At 56.0% G+C, this 20,327-nt stretch carries 8 protein-coding genes; all 8 read left to right on the forward strand.

Going from position 1 to position 20,327, the window contains the following annotated elements; translation table 11 throughout:
- Nucleotides 1-7 precede the first annotated feature (7 nt).
- The 8 genes from ACFOTD_RS21620 (at nucleotide 8) to ACFOTD_RS21655 (ending at nucleotide 20,321) form a co-directional block, all read left to right on the forward strand.
- A complete protein-coding gene (locus tag ACFOTD_RS21620; RefSeq protein ID WP_378122011.1) occupies nucleotides 8-358 on the forward strand; it encodes a hypothetical protein in 351 nt (116 codons plus the stop codon).
- Between the two features lie 872 nt (nucleotides 359-1,230).
- Nucleotides 1,231-1,929, forward strand: coding sequence for a response regulator transcription factor (locus tag ACFOTD_RS21625; protein WP_378122012.1), 699 nt, complete (start codon nucleotides 1,231-1,233; stop codon nucleotides 1,927-1,929).
- On the forward strand, nucleotides 1,919-3,388 hold the full coding sequence (locus ACFOTD_RS21630) for a sensor histidine kinase (RefSeq protein WP_378122013.1): 1,470 nt from the start codon (nucleotides 1,919-1,921) through the stop codon (nucleotides 3,386-3,388). Before ACFOTD_RS21625 ends, ACFOTD_RS21630 begins: the two co-directional genes overlap by 11 nt.
- A gap of 100 nt (nucleotides 3,389-3,488) precedes the next feature.
- Nucleotides 3,489-4,601 (forward strand): hypothetical protein, encoded by a 1,113-nt coding sequence (locus ACFOTD_RS21635; RefSeq protein WP_378122014.1) that lies wholly within the window; start codon nucleotides 3,489-3,491, stop codon nucleotides 4,599-4,601.
- A gap of 351 nt (nucleotides 4,602-4,952) precedes the next feature.
- Nucleotides 4,953-16,733, forward strand: a complete 11,781-nt coding sequence (locus ACFOTD_RS21640) for a DUF4073 domain-containing protein (RefSeq protein ID WP_378122015.1) — start codon at nucleotides 4,953-4,955, stop codon at nucleotides 16,731-16,733.
- A gap of 154 nt (nucleotides 16,734-16,887) precedes the next feature.
- Complete coding sequence (locus tag ACFOTD_RS21645) at nucleotides 16,888-18,936, forward strand: peptidoglycan D,D-transpeptidase FtsI family protein (RefSeq protein ID WP_378122016.1); 2,049 nt, start codon at nucleotides 16,888-16,890, stop codon at nucleotides 18,934-18,936.
- A 154-nt stretch (nucleotides 18,937-19,090) separates the two neighbouring features.
- A complete protein-coding gene (locus ACFOTD_RS21650) occupies nucleotides 19,091-19,834 on the forward strand; it encodes a Cof-type HAD-IIB family hydrolase (RefSeq protein WP_378122017.1) in 744 nt (247 codons plus the stop codon).
- 7 nt (nucleotides 19,835-19,841) lie between these two features.
- Nucleotides 19,842-20,321 (forward strand): DUF456 domain-containing protein, encoded by a 480-nt coding sequence (locus tag ACFOTD_RS21655; RefSeq protein ID WP_282907270.1) that lies wholly within the window; start codon nucleotides 19,842-19,844, stop codon nucleotides 20,319-20,321.
- Nucleotides 20,322-20,327 lie beyond the last annotated feature (6 nt).

Raw genomic sequence — 20,327 nt, forward strand, 5'->3', positions numbered from 1 at the left:
AAACGCCATGATAAAGTTTGATACGAGGCAAATTAATAATCTTATCGCAGGAAATACACTAGCGGTAGAAATTACCTCCTCTTCAGAGGAGAGACGAGCATTTGTTGTCGTTAGCTCCTCTGAAATGGGTGGGAGTCTTAACACATCAAATATTTCTAAGATGATGTATTGGCTACGAAAATATGAAATTTCTATCGAACACCTTGAGAATGATTGGGATGTTTCGGATGAAGAACTAGTCAATTCTATTCATGTTACAGATATTTTAGGATTGGAGAATCTCGAAAAGGAATTGTCAAAATATCTCTCCAACTTCTCTAAGTTGGATGTGGAATGGAAATGTGACAATCCACTCTAAATTTGTTAGACCTCGGATGGAGTAATCCTTTGAGGTCTTTTTTAATTCTTAGTGCTTTGCCGGATGAACTCCTTGTGATTTAGCTATTATGGGGAGTAATCGTTAATTAGCTAATAATAAAACTAGTTTATTACAATCGATGATATGCTGATCAGACATGCATTCAAACATCGAATATTCAATGATGAAGCCGGCATCCCGAACCGAGATTTCAATTTCTCGGCCTATTCACGGTTACAATGATATTCGGGGTAGCCAAGCCGGAAAAAATGTTAAGCAATAAATTGCAGCTGTGCCGTGAATGAAAATTGTTTTTGCGACTCTTAAGCGGGCAGGAGCAGTTGTTCTCATGGAACTACAGAATGAAGACTAGTTGGAAAGCTGGACGCAACTAGAAAACGATTTATATTCACACTGTTGAAGGTTATGAGTCATGCTTATCATTGAATCTTGGTTTATATTCATTAGGCAAATGATTCAATCGGTCGGATGAACCAACATTAGGGCAAATACTCGGTTGAAATGATGGCTGGGCACTTTAACTTTAGCAAAAACAACAGTGCTTTTTAATTTACAAATCCAGCATTAGCATCTGACTGCTTTAAAAGCTTACAATGACATGTATTAAATAGTTTTGCTCCTTAAATAGTAATAAATCGAAGAACAAATCAAAACAAAACTTGCTTGATTTTAAGAAAGTATTGAATGTAATCGCGTCTATTTTTGTCACGTCTCAAAAAAGATAATCTAGACAGTTCGGCAGGCCGAAATTAACCTGACGTTCCTTTTATAAATCTAATTCTTTTGAAAATAATTTTAGCGCAAGTATGCGAATATCGGTTTTCACTATTTAATAACGGAGGAATCCGCCCATGCACGAAAAAATAATGGTGATCGAGGACGAGCGGAAAATTGCCGACGCCATCGCCTATGCCCTGAAGCGGGAAGGCTATGAGGTCGAGGCGGTCTACGACGGCGGCGAGGCATTGGCAAGACTAAGCGTCTACCAGCCGGATGCCATAATCCTGGACGTCATGCTGCCCGGCATGGACGGCTATGACATTCTCAAAAAGCTCCAGAATAAAGGACGCATCGGCGTCATCATGCTGACGGCCAAGGAGGATATCGTCAACAAAATTCTCGGACTGGAGCTTGGCGCCGACGACTATATGACCAAGCCGTTCGATATGCGGGAGCTGCTGGCGCGCCTCCGGTCGCTGCTGCGGAGAATGCAGGCGGCGGGGGAGAAGGAGGCGTCCGCCGAGATCGAGCTGGAAGGCGTCGCGCTGCATATCGGCAAAAGGCGGGCGGAGGCGGGCGGGAGACAGCTCGACCTGACGCCCAAGGAGTTCGACCTGCTGGCACAGCTCGCTGCCCGGCCCGGCTTAGTGTACACGCGGGAGCAACTGCTGGACCTGGTGTGGGGCATGGATTTCGCAGGAGGCACGAGAACCGTCGATATCCACGTGCAGCGGCTGAGAAAAAAGCTGGGCGAGCCGTACAGCGAGGCGATCCAGACTGTACACGGGATCGGTTATAAAGCCGCGGGAGGCGGGCGCGTTGAGAATTAGCATCAAGCTGAAAACGAGCGCTTTTCTGGCTGCGCTGCTGCTGCTGACGGTTATTGTGCTAAGCCTGCTCGTGCTCCAGGGCATTCAGAAAAATCAGCGCGCGCAGGTGGAGCAATACTTGGCGCAGCAGGCTTCTACGGCGAATACGTATTTGTATCAGTCGCTGACGGCCGAGCCGAACAAGGTGCCCGAGACTTACCTCGCTTCCAAAGGAGCGGAATTCGGCAAGCAACTGGAGTGGATCAGCGGGCAGACGGTCGAGCTGTACGATGCGGACGGGAAGGCGATTTATAAAAACAAATCCGGCGCCGTGTCCGAGGGCATCGGGCAGACGCTGTCCTATGCGCTTCAGCAGAAAACGGCGTATTTAGTCGAAGGAGATTCGCTTTATTATCTGTCCCCCTTAAACGTCGGCAACGAGCAGGTTGGCGTCGTGCAGTTTTATTACGATCTGGCTGCAAACGACGTTTTTTATCATCAGATCAGGCAGCTTTTTGTGTTTATCGGCGCCGGCACGTTTCTGCTGAGCTTTATTTTGGCGTATTTTTATTTCAACGCGCTTTCCGGCAGCATTATCAAGCTGAACCAAACGGTGAACCGTATCAGGGAGGGCAGCTACGAGACGGCCGTCCTGGCGCGCAAGGACGAGCTCGGCGAGCTTGGCGAAGGCATTCGAATGATGAGCGAGCGCATCAGACGGACGATCCGGGACAAGGACGAGGAGCAGGAGAAGCTGAAGCTGGCGGTCGACAAGCTGTCCAAGCTGGATCAGCAGCAAAAGCAGTTCATCGGCAATGTCACGCATGAATTCAAAACGCCGTTAACGTCGATCAAAGCCTATCTCGACCTCATGGATATGTATCCGGACGACGAGGAGCTGCTGCAGACGGCCAAGACGAACATTGCCGGCGACACCCAGCGTTTGTACGAAATGGTCGAAAAGGTGCTGCAGCTTTCCGCGCTGGAAAAATACGATTTTGAATTTTCGAAGGAAAAGGTGGACGTGCGTCGGACGATCGAGTCGGTGCTCGGCAGTCTGCAGGGCAAGATGGAGAAGTTCGGCCTCCGTCTGGAGACGAACCTGACGGAAGCCAGCGCGGACGCGGACCGCGACAGCTTGACGATTGTGCTGATGAATCTGCTAGACAACGCGATCAAGTATAACAAGGCCAAAGGCAGCATCAGCGTCAGCTGCGCGGAGCGGGCCGGTCAAGTCGTCATCGAGATTGCCGATACGGGCATCGGCATTCCGCAAGCGGTCGTGCACAAAATTTTCGAGCCTTTTTATACGGTGGATAAGAACCGGTCGCGGGAAAACGGCGGCGCCGGCCTGGGACTCGCGCTGGCTAAAAAATATGCGGAAATGCAAGGCGGCTCCATCGCGCTCCTCCGGTCGGATGCGGAGGGCACGACGTTCAGCGTCGCTTACCCGGCCTGGGGCAGCAGAGAATCCGCATAAACATCGCACATTTTCGATATGTTTGTTTACATTTTCGAAATAATCGGCCGTACTTTATCAACATTTGATTGGTAAATTGAATGGCAAGGAGGGGATTTAAATGAAAGCAAACGTATTGAAACTCGCGGTCGCCGTTCCGGCGCTGCTCATGACGCTCGCTGCGTGCAGCGACAATCAGGCCGGCAATCGCGAAGTGATCAAGGAGCCCGGCAAAACGATAACGGTCATCGACGATGCCGGCAAGGAAGCGGGCACGCCCGATATAACACTGGGTAAAATCGAACCTCACGAGCATGTCGCGATTACCGGCTGGCTTGACGAAGAGACTACGGTCGCGATTAAAGCCAATGAAGCGCTGGGCAAGATGAGCCTGGCGGAGCTGGCCGATTCCTACCCGAGGAGTCTTTACCGCTACAATCTCGGAACCAAGAAGTTCGAACCGCTGAAGGAACAGAAAAACGTGAATTTGGGCGACGGGGAGCTGTCGCCGGATAAAAAGCATCTGCTTTACAGCGAATTTTCGCTGGGCGATCCGATCTACCGCGTGCTCGACCTTGCGACGATGGATACGTTCCCGATTACGGACGGTCCGACGGCCGGCGCGATGAGCGCGCATTGGACGGACGACGGCAAGGTAATCGGCGCCGCATACAGCGGTGGAGCCTATACGGCGAGTGCCGACGGCAAGATCGAGGCTCTCAAAGGGGTTCCGGCGGAAGGTCTGATCATCGTGAGGCAGATGAACAGCAAGATTTATTACAATAGCAATGCGGACGAGACGCTGCATATGGCAGACCCGGCCACAGGTACGCAGACCAATCTGAATCTGGCGCGCGTAGCCGATCTGGTGCCGTCCCCGGACGGTAAGCAGATGCTTGTGCTGCAGTACGCCGATTCCAAAAAGACGTTGACGATGTACGATGCCGAAGGGAAAAATCCGAAAGTCATCGCGGAGGGGACGGAGCTTGACGGCGTTTCCTGGTCGCCGGATCAGCGGCTGATCGCATACGGTCTCAAAGGCGCCGCGTCGGGAACGAATGTGATGGGACTTTACGTGTACGACCTGCTGGCCGACAAGTCGACCAGCATCGCGGTGGACGTCGAGAATCCGCAGACGGTCTGGAGTCCGTCCGGGCAAGCCTTTGCTTATACCGTATGGGACGGCAAGGAATTCAACAGCAGCGTCGTTCATCTGACGTTGGGGATGAAATAAGCCGTTCGGCGCTCCGGATACTTCTATGTTTCTCCCGAAAGATCGTTCTCTGCCCAAGGCCACGAGCCGGGCAGCGGACGATCTTTTTCGTGCTCAGCTCTCATAGTCGACCATCGATCAGTCTGTTAATAAGCTGGCAATATTGAATAAAATTTCAATATCTTTATTTATTTAAGAATTTGTTCAGCGGCGTCTGATATGATTCGCACGAGGAAACACGAAAAACGTCTTAATATGGAAGTTTTTTATCGTCTAAACGGCGCTGCATTGCAGGTTGATTCATGTTTATAAAGGAGCGGATTCAATTTGATCACTCGCAGTCCATCTTTTGCAGCAAAGTGGTTATCGGCCATGCTGGCATTATTGCTGGTATTGGGTCAATTTACGTTTTACCCGCATAAGGCGGCAGCCGCGGACAACTTAAGCTGGACGGCGTTGAATAATTCACCGTTAGGTTCTGGTCAGCAGATCAACGATGTCATATATGACGGGGGTAGGTTTGTAGCTGTTAGTCAGGGGCTCAATAACCGGCAAATTGTCACTTCCGTAGACGGGGGCCGCTGGACGAATACGACTAACGACCTCACGACCGAAGCAATGGTTGCAGTCGCATACGGCGGGGGCATCTATATCGCCGTCGGCAACGGCGGCGTCATAAGCCGTTCTACTGACGGCGTTAACTGGAGCAAAGTCGCTCCCTCTCCTACTTCAAACAGTTTGACGATGGTCAAATATTTGAACAACAAGTTCTGGGCTGTTGGCGTGGCCGGCACGGTCATGTCTTCGACGGATGGCCTGACCTGGAGCGTGGGCGTTTACCCCGACGTATCCGCTACCAACACGATAATCGATATCGATTATAAGGACGGTAAATACGCAGTTGGGGATTCAAACGGCAAAGTTTATTTTTCTACGACCGGCGCCTCCGGTTCCTGGGGCAGCGGTACGTCCCTTGCTCCGGCTCAGAAACAAATTAATTATCTCTCCAATTTAAACGGAATCTGGTTTGCTATTGACGCCAACGGTAAGGTTTATAAATCAACTGACGGCTCCATCTGGAGTTCCTTCACTTTGTCCAAACAAGTGTTCGGAGCCGCATACGGCAACGGCACCTATGTCATATATTCGCAGTCGGGCGGCAGTGTCTTTACGTCGACGGATGCTTCAACCTGGACGGAAGTGAGCTTGCCTTCCGGGGCGACGTGGTACGGCATGACATACGGCAACGGCGCCTTTATATTGGTCGGCAATAACGGTTATATCCTGCGCTCGACCGACGGCACCAACTGGACGACAGTCGATCCGTTCGTCAACCAGGCGATTTATAACAACGGTCTTTATGTAGCGGTAGGAAACAACTCCCCATCAGGCACTATTTTTGGCACCATTTTGAGTTCGACGGACGGTAGGGCATGGACAAACCGGTTAACGACAGTTGGCAATTTGACAAGTGTGGCATACGGCAACAACCGATATGCGGCGGTTGGCACTGGCGGCAAGATCTATACGTCCGCCGACGGGATCAACTGGATATCCGTCGCGACGACCAACACAACTGAAAATTTGGCGGGTATTCGATATGTGAACGGGATGTTTATGGCCGTTGGAGCGAACGGCACGCTGGTGGTCTCGACCGACGGCACGACATGGACTGCGCCGGGTTCGACTGGCTTGACCGGCAGTTTAACTTCCGTAGCCTACGGCAACGGAAAATATCTCATTAGCGGAAATACCTCTTCGCTTTGGTATTCTTCCGATGGAGCGACGTGGGAAAAAACGACAGCAGGCAGTACCAGCGCTATCGCATACAACGATGTAATTTATGCCGGGAACAAGTTTGTCGCGGCCGGCGGGAGCGTTAATATTTACACATCGACGGACGGTGTGATTTGGACGCAGCGCAAGTCGGGAACCGGTATATTCAACAGCCTGGCTTATGAAAACGGCATGTATGTCGCCGTCGGTACGGGAGGCATGATCTATTCTTCGACGGACGGCGAGACATGGACGGCGGAGACGTCGAATGTATCTTCCATCCTAAAATCGGTTCATTATGACGGGAGCCGATTCTTCGCCATAGGCGCATACCTGGGGATGACAACTGCTGCGTACGGCGCGACCGCGTCGGCAGAACTGCAAACGGCTGAAGCCGACGGCGCGGCCGGCACGACGACGTCGACGAAGATCGACCTGACGTTCGATACGGATGTGGCGGGTCTGACCGACGCAGACATCACGATTACGAACGGCACAGGCGCCGCAGTCAAGGGCGCGCTGACGGGATCGGGCAAGAACTGGAGCATCGCGCTCAGTTCGGTTGCGACCGAAGGGAATGTCTCGGTGGCTGTCGCCTCGCCGAACGGATATACGATCGGCGGTTCGCCGAAGACGGTGTCCGTTTACAAGGCATCAAGCCAGCCGGACTTTTCCGGGAAGATTTTTTGGACAGACTACGACAATAATTCTATTGTAAGCATGGATGTAGGCAGTTTGGCCCAGACAATCATGGTCAATGACGCTTCGGCGAAAATGCCGAATTATGGTCCTTATTCCGGCGCGTTGGATGCGGACACGGGCAAGGTTTATTGGTTCGAAGACGGGTATAGCACGATTCGAAGGGCCAACTACGACGGTTCGGACGTAGAAGATCTTTTTACGGGTTTATCAAATCCCAGCGTGTTGGCTCTTGATAAAATTCACAACAAGCTCTATATTTCCGATTACGCCAACGGAATAATAAAACGCGCAAATCTGGACGGAACCGATCTCGAACAGGTGGTCATTGCGACCGAGAAGACCGGCCAATACGGCGCCAGCAACCTTTCGATCGATGCGGTCAATGGGAAAATCTATTGGTTTGAAGACGGATATAACACAATACGATCAGCTAATCTGGACGGTACCGACGTTAAAACCTTGTTCACTGGCGTTGGCAATCCTACTATTGTGTCGGTCGACCAGGTCCATCGCAAGCTTTATCTCGCCGATTATGCCAAAAACGCGATTGAGCGGTCCGATTTGGATGGCTCCAATAAGGAGACCGTGATTGAAGTTGTATCCAGCGACAATAACAGCGGCGCAGCCAGCTTCGCATTGGACGCTGAGCACGGCAAGATGTACTGGTTCGACGATGGCGAATCCAAGTTCAAACGGGCGGATCTGGATGGTTCTAACGTTGAAACCATTTTTAACACGTCGACTTATATCACGGGCATTTTTATGCCTTCCAGGACGCCGCCTTTATACAGTTTTGGGCTAAGCGAGACGGGTAACCATGAGTTTGCCACGGCTAGCGCAGATTACGCGGCACCGACGCCATACAATGTCACAGTCAGCAATTCGGGCACGGAAGCGGCTGGTCCTCTGACGATCGCACTGACCGGTACAAATGCGAATTCGTTCGCCTTATCGAAATCGTCGATCGGAAGCATCGCGGCCGGCGGCAGTGATAGCTTCACGGCAGTACCTAATACCGGTTTGACTCCGGGTAATTATTCGGCGACGGTAATCGTTGCCGGAGGGAGTCTATCAAAGAGCTTTACTGTCAGCTTCACGGTGACGGCGACGGGCAACACTTTCACCGTCGTCAACACAAACGACAGCGGTCCTGGCTCGCTGCGCTGGGCGATCGCGCAGGCGGGCGCCGTAGCCGACGGCAAGGTCGTATTCGATCCGGCGCTGGCAGGGCAGACGATCACGCTGGCGTCGGATCTGACAGGCTGGGACGAATTGGCTAGTGAAGGTACGACAATCGGAAACGATTCGACGAACTTTACGCTGACCGGTCTTAAGGATGCGTCCGGCTTGCCGGCCATCACGGTGGATGGCAACGGACACGCGGGTATTCGGGCTACGGGTTCCGGTTCGTTCAGCCTGTCCGATATTCGGTTTACGGGCTTCGAGCTTAACGATTCGACTGGCGTCTACAATGGATCCGGGGCCGTGCTCGCGGTCTCCGGAAGCGACTATAGCAGCGTTACGATCAGCAATGTACGCTTCGACCACAACAGAATGACATCCGAGAATAACACTTCGATCGTTGCGCTTAGCAATGATGCGCATATCGATCGGGTCGTTTTTGCGGACAATGAACTGAACGCCTTCAGGGCGGGCGGACCAGCTTATCAGGCAACTTTATTATTTATGGAAACACAGAACGGCGAGATCACAAACTCCCTGTTCTTTAATAACAGCACTAGCAGTCATACAAGCGGAGATGCATACGGCGGCACGATCGGCAATTTCATGGATTTTAATTTGAAAGTTGTAAACAACACTTTCTACGGCAACAGTGTGTCCAATACGGGGACGGGTCAGGCATTGGGACCGGTCGGCTATGCCATTGAGTCCAACGTCAGTTCCGTTGAATTCTATAACAACTTAATGATCGATAACATAGCGCAAGGTCAAACGGTTTCAGCATTCGGAACGGTCTTTTATGATGATGGCGGCAAAGTTACGACACCAAACGGAAATAATGTGTACGCAGGCTTCCCTTTTATTGACGCCATAGGGGGAGACTTCCGTCTGGCAAGCTCTGCGACGGGAGCGATCGATCAGGGCGACGACAGCAAGTCCGTCGGCAGCTTTGATCTGAGCGGCAAGGCGCGCAAGGTCGGCAGCGCTGTCGAAATCGGCGCATTCGAGTACGTGCCGGGACCCGTGAGCAACGATGCGTCGCTGACGAGCATCCTCGGCAAAACGGACGCTGCGCCGGGAGGCGGAGCCGGGACATACAGTGATCCGATTACATGGTCGATCAACGTGGCGAACAACGTGACGAAGCTGGACAAGGCCGATATCGTGCCTGCCGACAGCAACGCGATCGTCTGGTTCTACGACAATTCGGATTTTACAAGCGGCAGCGTTTATGGCGTTCGATCGTTGAATCTGCCGGCGGGCGGATCGGCGACCGCATACATTCAGATCGATAGCGGCAGCGCAACTCGATACTACGCCGTTACCGTTAACAGAGCTGCGGCCGCAGCACCCGCCTATACAATTAACGGTACCTCGCAGCCTTGGCAAGACGCCACGCTGGCTGCGGACGGCGACGTGCTGGAGATCACGACGGACGATTCTCCCGCTTCGGCGACGCGCATTCACGTGACCGCCCCTGCGGGCTCGACCGTTACGCTGAAGGGCAAAGCAGGCAAAATCTATGACAACGTGCATGTGCTGGTCGACGAGCCGATTACGTTGAAGCTTGAAAACTTCAATATCGCGGCGCCCGCCGGCGACACCTACAACGGCATAGGCCTCGTCAAGCACAACAGTCCCGGCGATATCGTGCTTGAAACGGCGGGGAGCAATACGATCGAGGGCTTCAACGGCATTTTTTCGGATTCCAACCATCAGCTTACGATTAACGGTACGGGCACGATAACGGCGAAGGGACGCGCTGCCGCGGATCCTGCCGCAGATAGCGGCAACGGAATCTACCTGTTGTCGGACAACACAAGCGGCAATACGAATCCCGTGGCTTCGCTGACGGTGGACGGCAGCGTCATGGTCAAGGCATACGGCGGGGATTCGGTTAGTGCCTCGGGCGGCAACGGCATTGCGCTTAATTGGGGCAATCTGCTCATAAAGAGCGGCGACGTAGAGGCGTACGGCGGCAGGACAAACGGTGATCGTACCGACCTTCCGGCCGGTTCCAGCGTCACTCACCGGGGAGGGGCGGGCGTCTATCTGGAGGAGTTCGGCTCCCAGGGCGAGGCAGGCAAGCTGAGCGTCGAAGGCGGTTCGCTGAAGGCCGTCGGCGGCGAGGCGCTGGCGGACAATGTCCGAGGCGATTTTTACGAAGGCGGCAGAGGCATTCGGGCTTACCATAGCGTGGCCGTCAGCGGCGGTACGGTGCAGAGCACCGGCGGGGCCAGCGTTTCGCAAAAGGGCGGCGACGGCATTTTTACGCTGAAACTCGATATTACGGGCGCTGCTGCGTCGGTTGCGGCAAACGGCGGAACGAGCTTGTCAGGCATTGAAGCGGGCACCGGACTGTACGTGACTAACGACATCGTTATCGACGGCAGCACTGTATCGGTAGTAGGCGGCCAAGGCATGGTGAGTGGATACGGAATCTATTCGCCGAACGGCGGTCTGACGATCAAAGGCGGCGCGGACGTGAACGCTTCCGGCGGCAGCGGGGCTGCTGCAGGAGCATCCGGCGGGATGGCGGTTCGCGTGCAAGGCAACATCGACATTGCCGGTTCGTCCAAGGTGAGTGCTGTCGGCGGGGCCGGACAAGTCAATGGCGCTCATGGACTGTTTTCAGATTTAGGCTATATCAAGATTGAAGATCATGCGAACCTAACAGCTCAAGGAGGTAACGGCACAACGGGAGTCGGCGGCGCCGGCCTGCGTGCCTTTGGCAGCGGCAACGGCAGCACGGTCGAGATTGCAGGCGACGCCGGAGACGTTTACATGCGCGGCGGTCAAGGCGCATCTGTCAGGCGGCCTGCTGTCATCGCGAAGGATGTGCGGATCGCGGCCGGCAACGTGGGGCCGATCGCCATGGAGGGCACGGGCAATCCTCGCTCGATCAAAAATAAATCCGGCGGCGACGATGTCTACCTGGTGACCGTCACGACGAATCCGGCCGCGGCGACATCGGTATTTTCGCAAGTGAGCGGAACGCTGGCCGGCAATTATACGTATGAGGCGCCTACGCTGGCGGACGGTCTCGCTTATATGTGGCTGCCTTCGGGGACGCAGGCGGTAGGAGCGGCAGGTTATCAAAATAAAACGCCGAACGTCGCGACAGACGACACGGCATCAACCGAATTAACGCCGCTTCCGGTCATCGCTCACTTGAAGCACGGCAGCTCGACGACCGATTTTACAAGCATTCAAGCTGCGCTTGACGTATCAGCGGACGGCGATACGGTCACGATTGAGGCAGGCACGTATCGCGACCAATTGACGGTTACGAAAAATATCACACTGCAAGGCGCGGGCATCGGCCAGACGATCATTGAATCTCCGAATTCCAACGAATTGGTTGCAGCCAACTGGAAGACGCTTAAAAATCAAACCTTGTATCCTGTCATCGGCGTCAAGACCTCGACGACCGGAGAAGTCGTCATTAAGGACCTGACGATAGACGGGCGCAAACAGGGCTATATTGCCGCACATGCTGGAGACGCAAACGTCTATACGTTCAACGGCATCGCAGTTCGCGATACTTCGGCGACGATCGACCAGGTAAAGGTCATCGATGTGCGGGACGTTTATTCGGATTACAGCGGAAGCCCGGTCGCTCCGCTGCCAGTCGATTATTTGCCGCAAGATCAACCTTCCGGCGCGAACCATAACGAGAGCATTCTGCTAGAAGGCGCGGCCGGCACAGGCGCGCACAAGGTGACGGTACAGAACTCGGAAATTGTTCGTTTCCACAAGACAGGCATACTTGCATGGGGACCGGCGCTTGAGGTCGACATTCATGACAACAAGTTGCAGGGACACGGCAAGACGCTTTACAGCACGGGCAACGGTATCCAAATCTCATCCTCGGATTGGAGCGTGAACGGCGGAGGCGACCGCCGAGGCACGACCGGGATCGTGAAGGACAACGAGATCTATGACATCGGCCTGGTCATTCCGGAACCTGGAGAGACTGGCTCTTACTTGAATCTCGGGCTGGGCGGACCGACGGGAATTCTGCTGTACCAAGCGGGTGACGGCTTTGTCATCGAAGGCAACACCATTACGGGCCCATCGGTTCCGTCTTGGCATAACAGCAGGACGTCCAATGACGGCGGCTATTCGAACGACGGCATCGGATTCAGCAGCAGCAAAGACATGACGATCAGAAACAATACGATTACGGGCTTCGGTACAGGGATCGCCGAAGGCGGGGCTGTGGCCGGCTCGACGATCGAAGACAACACGTTCAGCGCGAACGAGTTGGATATCTGGACGTTGTCGGGGAACGACACGATCACGCTTGGCGCCGGCGCCGAGACGATTGCTTACAACCAGACGGGCAACGGCATCGATACGATTGACGGCTTTGGCGCAGGCGACCGTCTGAACGTCATCGGTTTCGTAGACGGATCGGTGAACGGAGAGATCGGGACGCCCGTTAATGCGGAATACGTGACGGAGACAGGCGGTACGCTAGTAATTAACGGCTACACAGACGCGCTTCCGGTCGTCGATTTCACCGGCGGCAGCGTGACGGCCGGGGACGGCACGAACGTGGCGGCTCGCTCCGTGGAAGTCTCCGTAGCGGACGGCGTGACGACGCTGTATATCGACACGGAGGGAGACGACGACGCGGCGGAGCTTGTGATCAAGCTCGCTGGTGTGTATGCGCCTGGCAATTTCAAGTTGAATGGCGGATATATTTCTTATATAACGCTGGTTCCGGCAACGGGGCTGACGGTAACGTCGACGGACCCGGCCGGCTCGAGCAATGACGGCAAGACGAAGATTGAAGCGACGCCGATACCGGCAACCGGCCACAAGCTGGTGTACTTCAACTTCGGCACGGGCACGGTGACGATCCCGAACGTTGGCGATACGCTGCCAACTTACGAGAATCTGCCAAATGATGGTCTGGTGACCGCCGCAAACGGCGACAATATCGGTGTCGCCGAAGTGGACGCAAACGGCAAGGTCGTGCACTTTGGCCAGACGACGGCGAACGTGACGGCGGAGCCGACGCCGATGCAGGCCACAGGCCTGACGGTCACGTCGACGGACCCGACCGGCGCAAGCAACGACAACAAGACGAAGCTTGAAGCGACGCCGGCACCTGCAACCGGCCACAAGCTGGTGTACTTCAATTTCGGCACGGGCACGGTGATGATCCCGAACGTTGGCGATACGCTGCCAACTTACGAGAATCTGCCAAGCGACGGCCTCGTATCCGCAGCGAACGGCGACAACATCGGCGTGGCGGAAGTGGACGCAAACGGCAAGGTCGTGCACTTTGGCCAGACGACGGCGAACGTGACGGCGGAGCCGACGCCGACGCAGGCCACGGGCCTGACGGTCACGTCGACGGACCCGGCCGGCACGAACAATGACGGCAAGACGAAGCTTGAAGCGACGCCGGCACCTGCAACAGGCCACAAGCTGGTGTACTACAACTTCAGCACGGGCACGGTGACGATTCCAAACGTTGGCGATACGCTGCCGACTTACGAGAACCTGCCAAGCGACGGCCTCGTATCCGCAGCGAACGGCGACAACATCGGCGTGGCGGAAGTGGACGAAGACGGCAAGGTCGTGCACTTCGGCCAGACGCCGGCGAGTGTATCGAATACACCGGGCACAACGCCGGAAGCGATACCGACTGCCGCGATCAGCTACAGTGATGAGGTACTGACGGGCCTGACGCCGGGAGCGGAATATCTCATCGGCGGCGTGACTAAGACGGCGGGTATCGACGGTAAAATTGCGATCGAAGCCGGCTGGCTCGGCACATCGCTGTCGATCGTGAAGGTCGGCGATGGTACGTCAACGACGAACTCGGCACCGCAGACGCTGGTTGTGCCATCGCGTCCAACCACGCCGACCGGCGTAGGCAAGACGGACGAAACTTCGGCCGGGAATGACGGCACGATAACCGGCGTCACCAGCGAGCTGGAGTACAAGAAGGGCACCTCGGGTACTTGGACGTCGATTGCCGGCACGACGGTAACGGGTCTGGCACCGGACACCTACTATGTGCGGACGGCAGCAACGGCAACGGCGTTTGCTTCGGAGGCAACATCGGTGACGGTGGGGGCGTTCACGTCTACGCCGGAGACGACGCCGAATGCGGCGATCAGCTACAGCGACGAGGTACTGACGGGCCTGACGCCGGGAGCGGAGTATCTCATCGGCGGCGTGACTAAGACGGCGGGTAACGACGGTAAAATTGCGATCGAAGCCGGCTGGCTCGGCACATCGCTGTCGATCGTGAAGGTCGGCAACGGCACATCGACGACCGACTCGGCGGCACAGTCGCTGAGCATTCCGTCCCGTCCGGTCGCGCCGGTCGTGACGGCCAACGATGCCGCCAACACCATTGCCGGACTCGCCCTCGGCATGGAGTACGCGGTCGACGGCGGCTCCTATGTGAAATATAACGGCACGAACGCACCTGACCTGTCCGGCACGCATACCGTTCAAGTTCGCACGTCAGCTACCGAAACCGCGCTGGCTGGTACGGCGGCGTCGCTGCACTTCACGCCGAATGCGCCGGCGGCGCCAAATGTATCGGCGAACGATATATTAAATACGATTGTCGGCGCAGATGCGACGATGGAGTACGCGATCGACGACGGCAACTGGGTGACCTACGATCCGGCGAATCCGCCGGTCTTGAGCGGCGATCATACGGTGATGGTTCGCGTAAAAGCGAATGGCAGCACGCCGGCGGGCACTGAAAAGACGATCCTTTTCACAACCAACGGCACCTATAGCGTACTCGGCACGGTGGTGGACGACGCGCCGGACGCCAACTACAGCGTTGATGCGACCGTCAAGGTGATGAAGGGCAACGCCCAGATCGGCACCGCCGCGTCGACTGATGCGAACGGGCATTTCAAAGTCACCGGCGTGCCCAACGGAACCTACAACCTTGTCGTGACCAAGGGCGATCAGGTCATTACCGTTGCCGTTACGGTCAAGGATCAGGACTATGACTTCACGCCGCAATTCATCGTACTGCCAAGAGGCAACAAGAACAGCGCGCTGGAAATCAAGGGAGACACGCCAAGCGTTGTCGTTGACGGGCTCAACGAGCTGTTTTCGGATACGCAGCACGTGTATACGGCTGATGACCAGCTGCTTGTCGCCGACGGCGGATCGGTCAAGATCACGCTAGGCGTGGAGAAGCAGGACGCAGCCGCAGCGACGGGCGCTTCCGATCTGCGGAATCTGGCAAGCGGACAAAGCATCGACCTGTATCTGGACATGACGCTGACTAAAACGAGGATCGATACGTCCAACCAGACGACCACGACCGCACTGTCTACGGTAGGCAGTCTGCTTAAGATTATCGTGCCGTACGATCTCTCGGGTAAAACCAACGTCACGCTCTATCGCTTCCATGACGGCGTGGCGCAAAAGATGACAAAGCTGCCCCTTTCCGCAACGACGCCGTCTTCGGAAGGCTATATGATCGACGCAACAGCCAACCAGATGATCATCTGGGCGCAGAACTTCTCGACTTATGCCGTCGCCTACGGCGAGATCGTCTCCACGCCAGGCACCGTATCCGTCGGAAGCCTGACGATCGCGGCGAGCGCGGATGCAGGAGGCAGCATCAGTCCTGCAGGGAATGTCGCGGTGAACAAGGGCGGCAGCCAAACCTTTACGATTGCGCCGGATGCGGGCTATGCGATCTCGGACGTGACGGTAGACGGCAAGAGCGTGGGCAAGGTCGGCAGCTACACGTTCAACAATGTTACAGAGGCGCATACGATCAAGGCGGTATTTGCAAAAGTAAAAGCCGCCGGACTGCCTTACTACGTCGATGGCGGCAAAAAGGTCTTCATCGGCTTCTCTACCGAAGCTTCCGGAGAAATGAAGTATTTCGCGCCTGCCGGCAAGACGATCGAGTTCCAGGCTAATCCCAAGGCGTTTGGCGACATCGCAAACCATTGGGGCAAGTCTTACATCGACTTCGTCGCCGAGCGCGAGCTCTTCGTCGGCGTTAGCGACCGCACCTTTGCGCCAAACACGGGCATGACCCGCGCCATGCTGGCTACCGTCATCGGCCGCCTGTACGAGAGAAGCTACGGCCCATTGGCCGCGACCGGACAGCATGCGTTCACGGACGTGAATTACGACAGCTGGTACGGCGCGTACCTGGATTGGGCTGCGAGCAACGGCATCGTTCAAGGCGTCGGCGGCACGCGGTTCGATCCGGACCGTCAGGTGACGCGTCAGGAGCTGGCCGCGATGCTCTATCGCTTCGCGCAGTTCATTAAGGCGGACACAGAAGCTGCGTCTGGTTCGGAGCTAAGCTATTCCGACGCATCGGCAATCGATGCCTGGGCACGCCAAGCGGTATTGTACGGCCAAAATAACGGCTTGATCACCGGCCGTCAGAACGGCGCCTTCGCGCCGGACGAAACGGCGACGAGAGCTGAAGTTGCGGCTATTCTGAAGCGATTTATCGAGTCCGTCGTCTAAATCCAACGACATGCACCGGCCCAGCTCCCAAAGAGCGGCGGCCGGTGTTTTTTTGCCGGCTAACGACTTGAAATGCAGGGAAAACGGCCGCCTGCTCCGCGGCTTCATTTATGCTAGAATGATAGAGAGTCCGAGCCGGGAGGGAAGCTTCGCGATGAACGCCGAAGTCAAGACAGAAGAGCAGAAAAAAAAGGAAATACGCAACCGTCGCCATTTCAGCATCCGGCTGAACGTTTTTTTCATGCTCACCTTTCTTCTATTTTCCATGCTGATCGTACGGCTGGCGTATTTGCAGTTCGTCGAAGGCCCGAGCCTCAAGGAGCGCCAGACGAGCTTGATCACGAAGGGCGTGTCCATTCCGCCGATCCGCGGCAATATTTACGATTCCAAAGGGCAGCCGATCGCCTATTCGATCTCCACGCAATCCCTTTACTTTACGCTCAAGACGGGCATGAAGCAGGAGACTGCGGAAGCGATGGCCGCGAAGCTCGTCAAGCTGTTCGACGAAAAAGGCGACCAGGCGTCCGAGCCGTTGTCCGCGGAAGACGTCGTCAAAGCCATGGATATTAAAGGCAGAACGCATCTGCCGTTCCAGCAGCGGCGGATCAAGTCGGGGCTGACGAAGGAAGAGATCGCCTACCTCAGCGAGCACCGCGACGAGTATCCGGACATAGAGATCGTGGAGGAGAGCATCCGCCAGTACAGTCCGGATCGTGTAGCCGCGCAGCTGGTTGGTTATATGGCCAAGATGAAGGGTGCCAAGGAGAATCTCGATTTTTACAAAAAAATAAATGAGGACCAGTCGGATCCGGCGCTCAAATATCTGGATACGGAGGATGTCGGCTATGACGGCGTCGAGCTCATGTTCCAGAAGGAGCTGCGGGGACTCAACGGCTACAAGTCATACCAGATCGACAGCATGAGCCGGATCGTCGGCGACATGAAGCTGACCAAGCCTGTCAAGGGGCAGAACCTGTTTCTGACGATTAACCGCAACGTGCAGCTCACCGCGCAGCAAGCCATCCTCGATCAGATCGCGACGACCCGCGCATCCACGGTCAAGACGCTGAAGGACGCGCAGCCGACGACAGGCTACGCGGTCGCGATTGAGGTGGAGACGGGCAAGGTCGTGGCCATGGCGAGCATGCCGGACTATGACACGAATGTCTGGCAAGGCGGCATCAGCCAGGAGGAGCTCGACGAGATTACGCCCGCGATGGGCAATGGCGCGATTCGCGAGGTGTTCCCGCCCTACGACGATCCGAAGGAACGCTCGCAGCATCCGACGTCGCTCGTACCGCTGGGCTCGACGCAGAAGCCGCTGACGATTTTAACCGGGCTTATGGAGAAGGTCATTACGCCTTCGTCAACCTGGACGGACCCGGGTTACTTCAAGTTCGGACGCGACGATCAGGCAGAAGTCCAGAATGCGGGACGCGCTTACAACGGCGAGCTGACGCCTACGAAGGCGATCGCCAAGTCTTCGAATGCGTTTATGGCCAAAATGGTAGGCAACGCACTGTATATCAAATACAAGAAAGAAAGCGTCGATATCTGGGATAAGCATATGAAGGAGTTCGGACTCGGCGTAAAAACCGGCAGCGGGCTGCCGAAGGAATCGCCGGGCATCGTGGATTACTTCAACAGCGCGACGCGGGACAGCTACCAATCAGCGATGATCTACTCCTCCTTCGGCCAGCAAGGTAAGTATACGGCGCTGCAGCTCGCTCAGTACGCCGCGACGCTCGCGAGCCACGGCAAGCGGATGAAGCCGCTGTTCGTCGACCATACGACCGATGCGGACGGCACAGTCGTGTCGACGATGAAGCCCGAGGTGCTGAACGAGATCGATCTGCCGGATTCGTACTGGAGAACGATCGAGAACGGCATGGCGCAGGTTAAGGTGGAAGGTTTCGACAACGTGCGCTACGACTTTTACCGCAAGACCGGTACGTCGCAGCAGCAAGGCGTCGGCAAGCGCAAGTTCGTCGAGAACGCCGTCTTCATCTCGTTCGCCCCGCAGGATCACCCGAAGCTCGCGGTCGCGGTCATCGTGCCGGACGGCGGATACGGCGGCTGGGGCGCGGCGCCGATCGCACGCAAGATTTTCGATGCTTACGACGCCGAGGTCGGCCTTACGGACGCAGGTCCGAGGCCGCCGCTCGGAACGAACGCGTCGATCGACATGACGCAAGAGCCTTAATAGGTTAGCATGCGGGCCGCTGCCCGCTCCGCCCCCGTACCGCCGCTTGGACGCGGCGAGCCGGGGGCCTTGTCGTTTTTTACCCCCCGATTATGTTAGAATGACTAAGATTGCAAGCAGGCTGCGGCCGGCATCAGAAGGAGTGGTAGGCTAGGTGGTCAAGTACAAGCTGCTGGCGCTCGATCTGGACGGGACGCTGCTGAACGACCGGCAGGAAGTCAGCGAAGAGAACAAAAAGTGGGTTCAAAAAGCGAGCGAAGCCGGCGTGACGGTCATCGCTTCTACGGGACGCGGCTTCCCGTCGGCGCTGCCGATCGTCGAGCAGCTCGGGCTGCAGACGCCGATGATCACGGTCAACGGCGGCGAGATCTGGACGAAGCCGGGCAGCATCCATCGTCGCATACCGATGGAGACGGACAAGATCATGAAGCTGCACATGCTGGCGGAGCGGTACCCGGTCGCCTGGTTTTGGGCCTACGCGACGGACGGCATTTACAACAAAGAACAATGGGTGGACGATACGTATTCGCGGACGTGGCTGAAGTTCGGCTACTATGACGAAGACGCATCGGTCATCGCCAAGCTCTGGGAAGAGCTGCTGACGTGGGAGGGCCTGGAGCTTAGCAATTCATCGCCCTTCAACATCGAGGTAAATCCGGCCGGCGTGAACAAGGCGGCGGCGATCGAAGAGGTGTGCCGCATGATCGGCTGCGACATCTCCGAAGCCGTAGCCGTCGGCGACAGCCTGAACGATCTGGCGGCCATCCGCGCAGCGGGCCTCGGCGTCGCGATGGGCAACGCGCAGGATGCCGTTAAGGCCGAAGCGGACGTCGTGACAGGCACGAATAACGAGCACGGCGTGGCGCAAGTGATTCAAAACTATATTTTAAAGGCGTGATGTCCGAATGGATATTTTGGGCTGGGTGCTCGTCATCGCATTATTCGCCATCGGCCTGGCAGGCGCTGTCTATCCGATCCTGCCGGGGGCGCTGGCAATCTATTTCGCCTTTTTCGTCTACGGCTGGTTTTTCTCGTTCGAGCCGTTCGGCTGGTGGTTCTGGAGCTTCCAGACGATTATCGTCATCATCCTGTTCATCGCAGACTACGTGGTGAACGCCTGGGGCGTCAAGCGCTTCGGCGGATCGAAGGCGAGCGTCTGGGGCAGCACCATCGGGGTCATCATCGGACCGTTCGTCATCCCGGCCTTCGGCCTGATCATCGGCCCGTTCGCAGGCGCCTTCCTGGGCGAGCTTGTGAGCGGTTCGAATTTGAAAAAGGCGATGCTCGTCGGCTGGGGCTCGCTGGTCGGGCTGTTCACCAGCACGGTGGCGAAGGTTGTCTTCCAGGTGGCGATGATCGTCATCTTCTTCATCTGGCTAATCTAGCGATAG

Source organism: Cohnella sp. GCM10012308 (assembly GCF_042649185.1).
Lineage (GTDB): Bacteria > Bacillota > Bacilli > Paenibacillales > Paenibacillaceae > Cohnella.

Coding starts and splice junctions, on each gene's coding strand:
- ACFOTD_RS21620 (WP_378122011.1), top strand. CDS start 8: ATGATAAAGTTTGATACGAGGCAAATTAATAATCTTATCGCAGGAAAT.
- ACFOTD_RS21625 (WP_378122012.1), top strand. CDS start 1,231: ATGCACGAAAAAATAATGGTGATCGAGGACGAGCGGAAAATTGCCGAC.
- ACFOTD_RS21635 (WP_378122014.1), top strand. CDS start 3,489: ATGAAAGCAAACGTATTGAAACTCGCGGTCGCCGTTCCGGCGCTGCTC.
- ACFOTD_RS21640 (WP_378122015.1), top strand. CDS start 4,953: ATGCTGGCATTATTGCTGGTATTGGGTCAATTTACGTTTTACCCGCAT.
- ACFOTD_RS21645 (WP_378122016.1), top strand. CDS start 16,888: ATGAACGCCGAAGTCAAGACAGAAGAGCAGAAAAAAAAGGAAATACGC.
- ACFOTD_RS21655 (WP_282907270.1), top strand. CDS start 19,842: ATGGATATTTTGGGCTGGGTGCTCGTCATCGCATTATTCGCCATCGGC.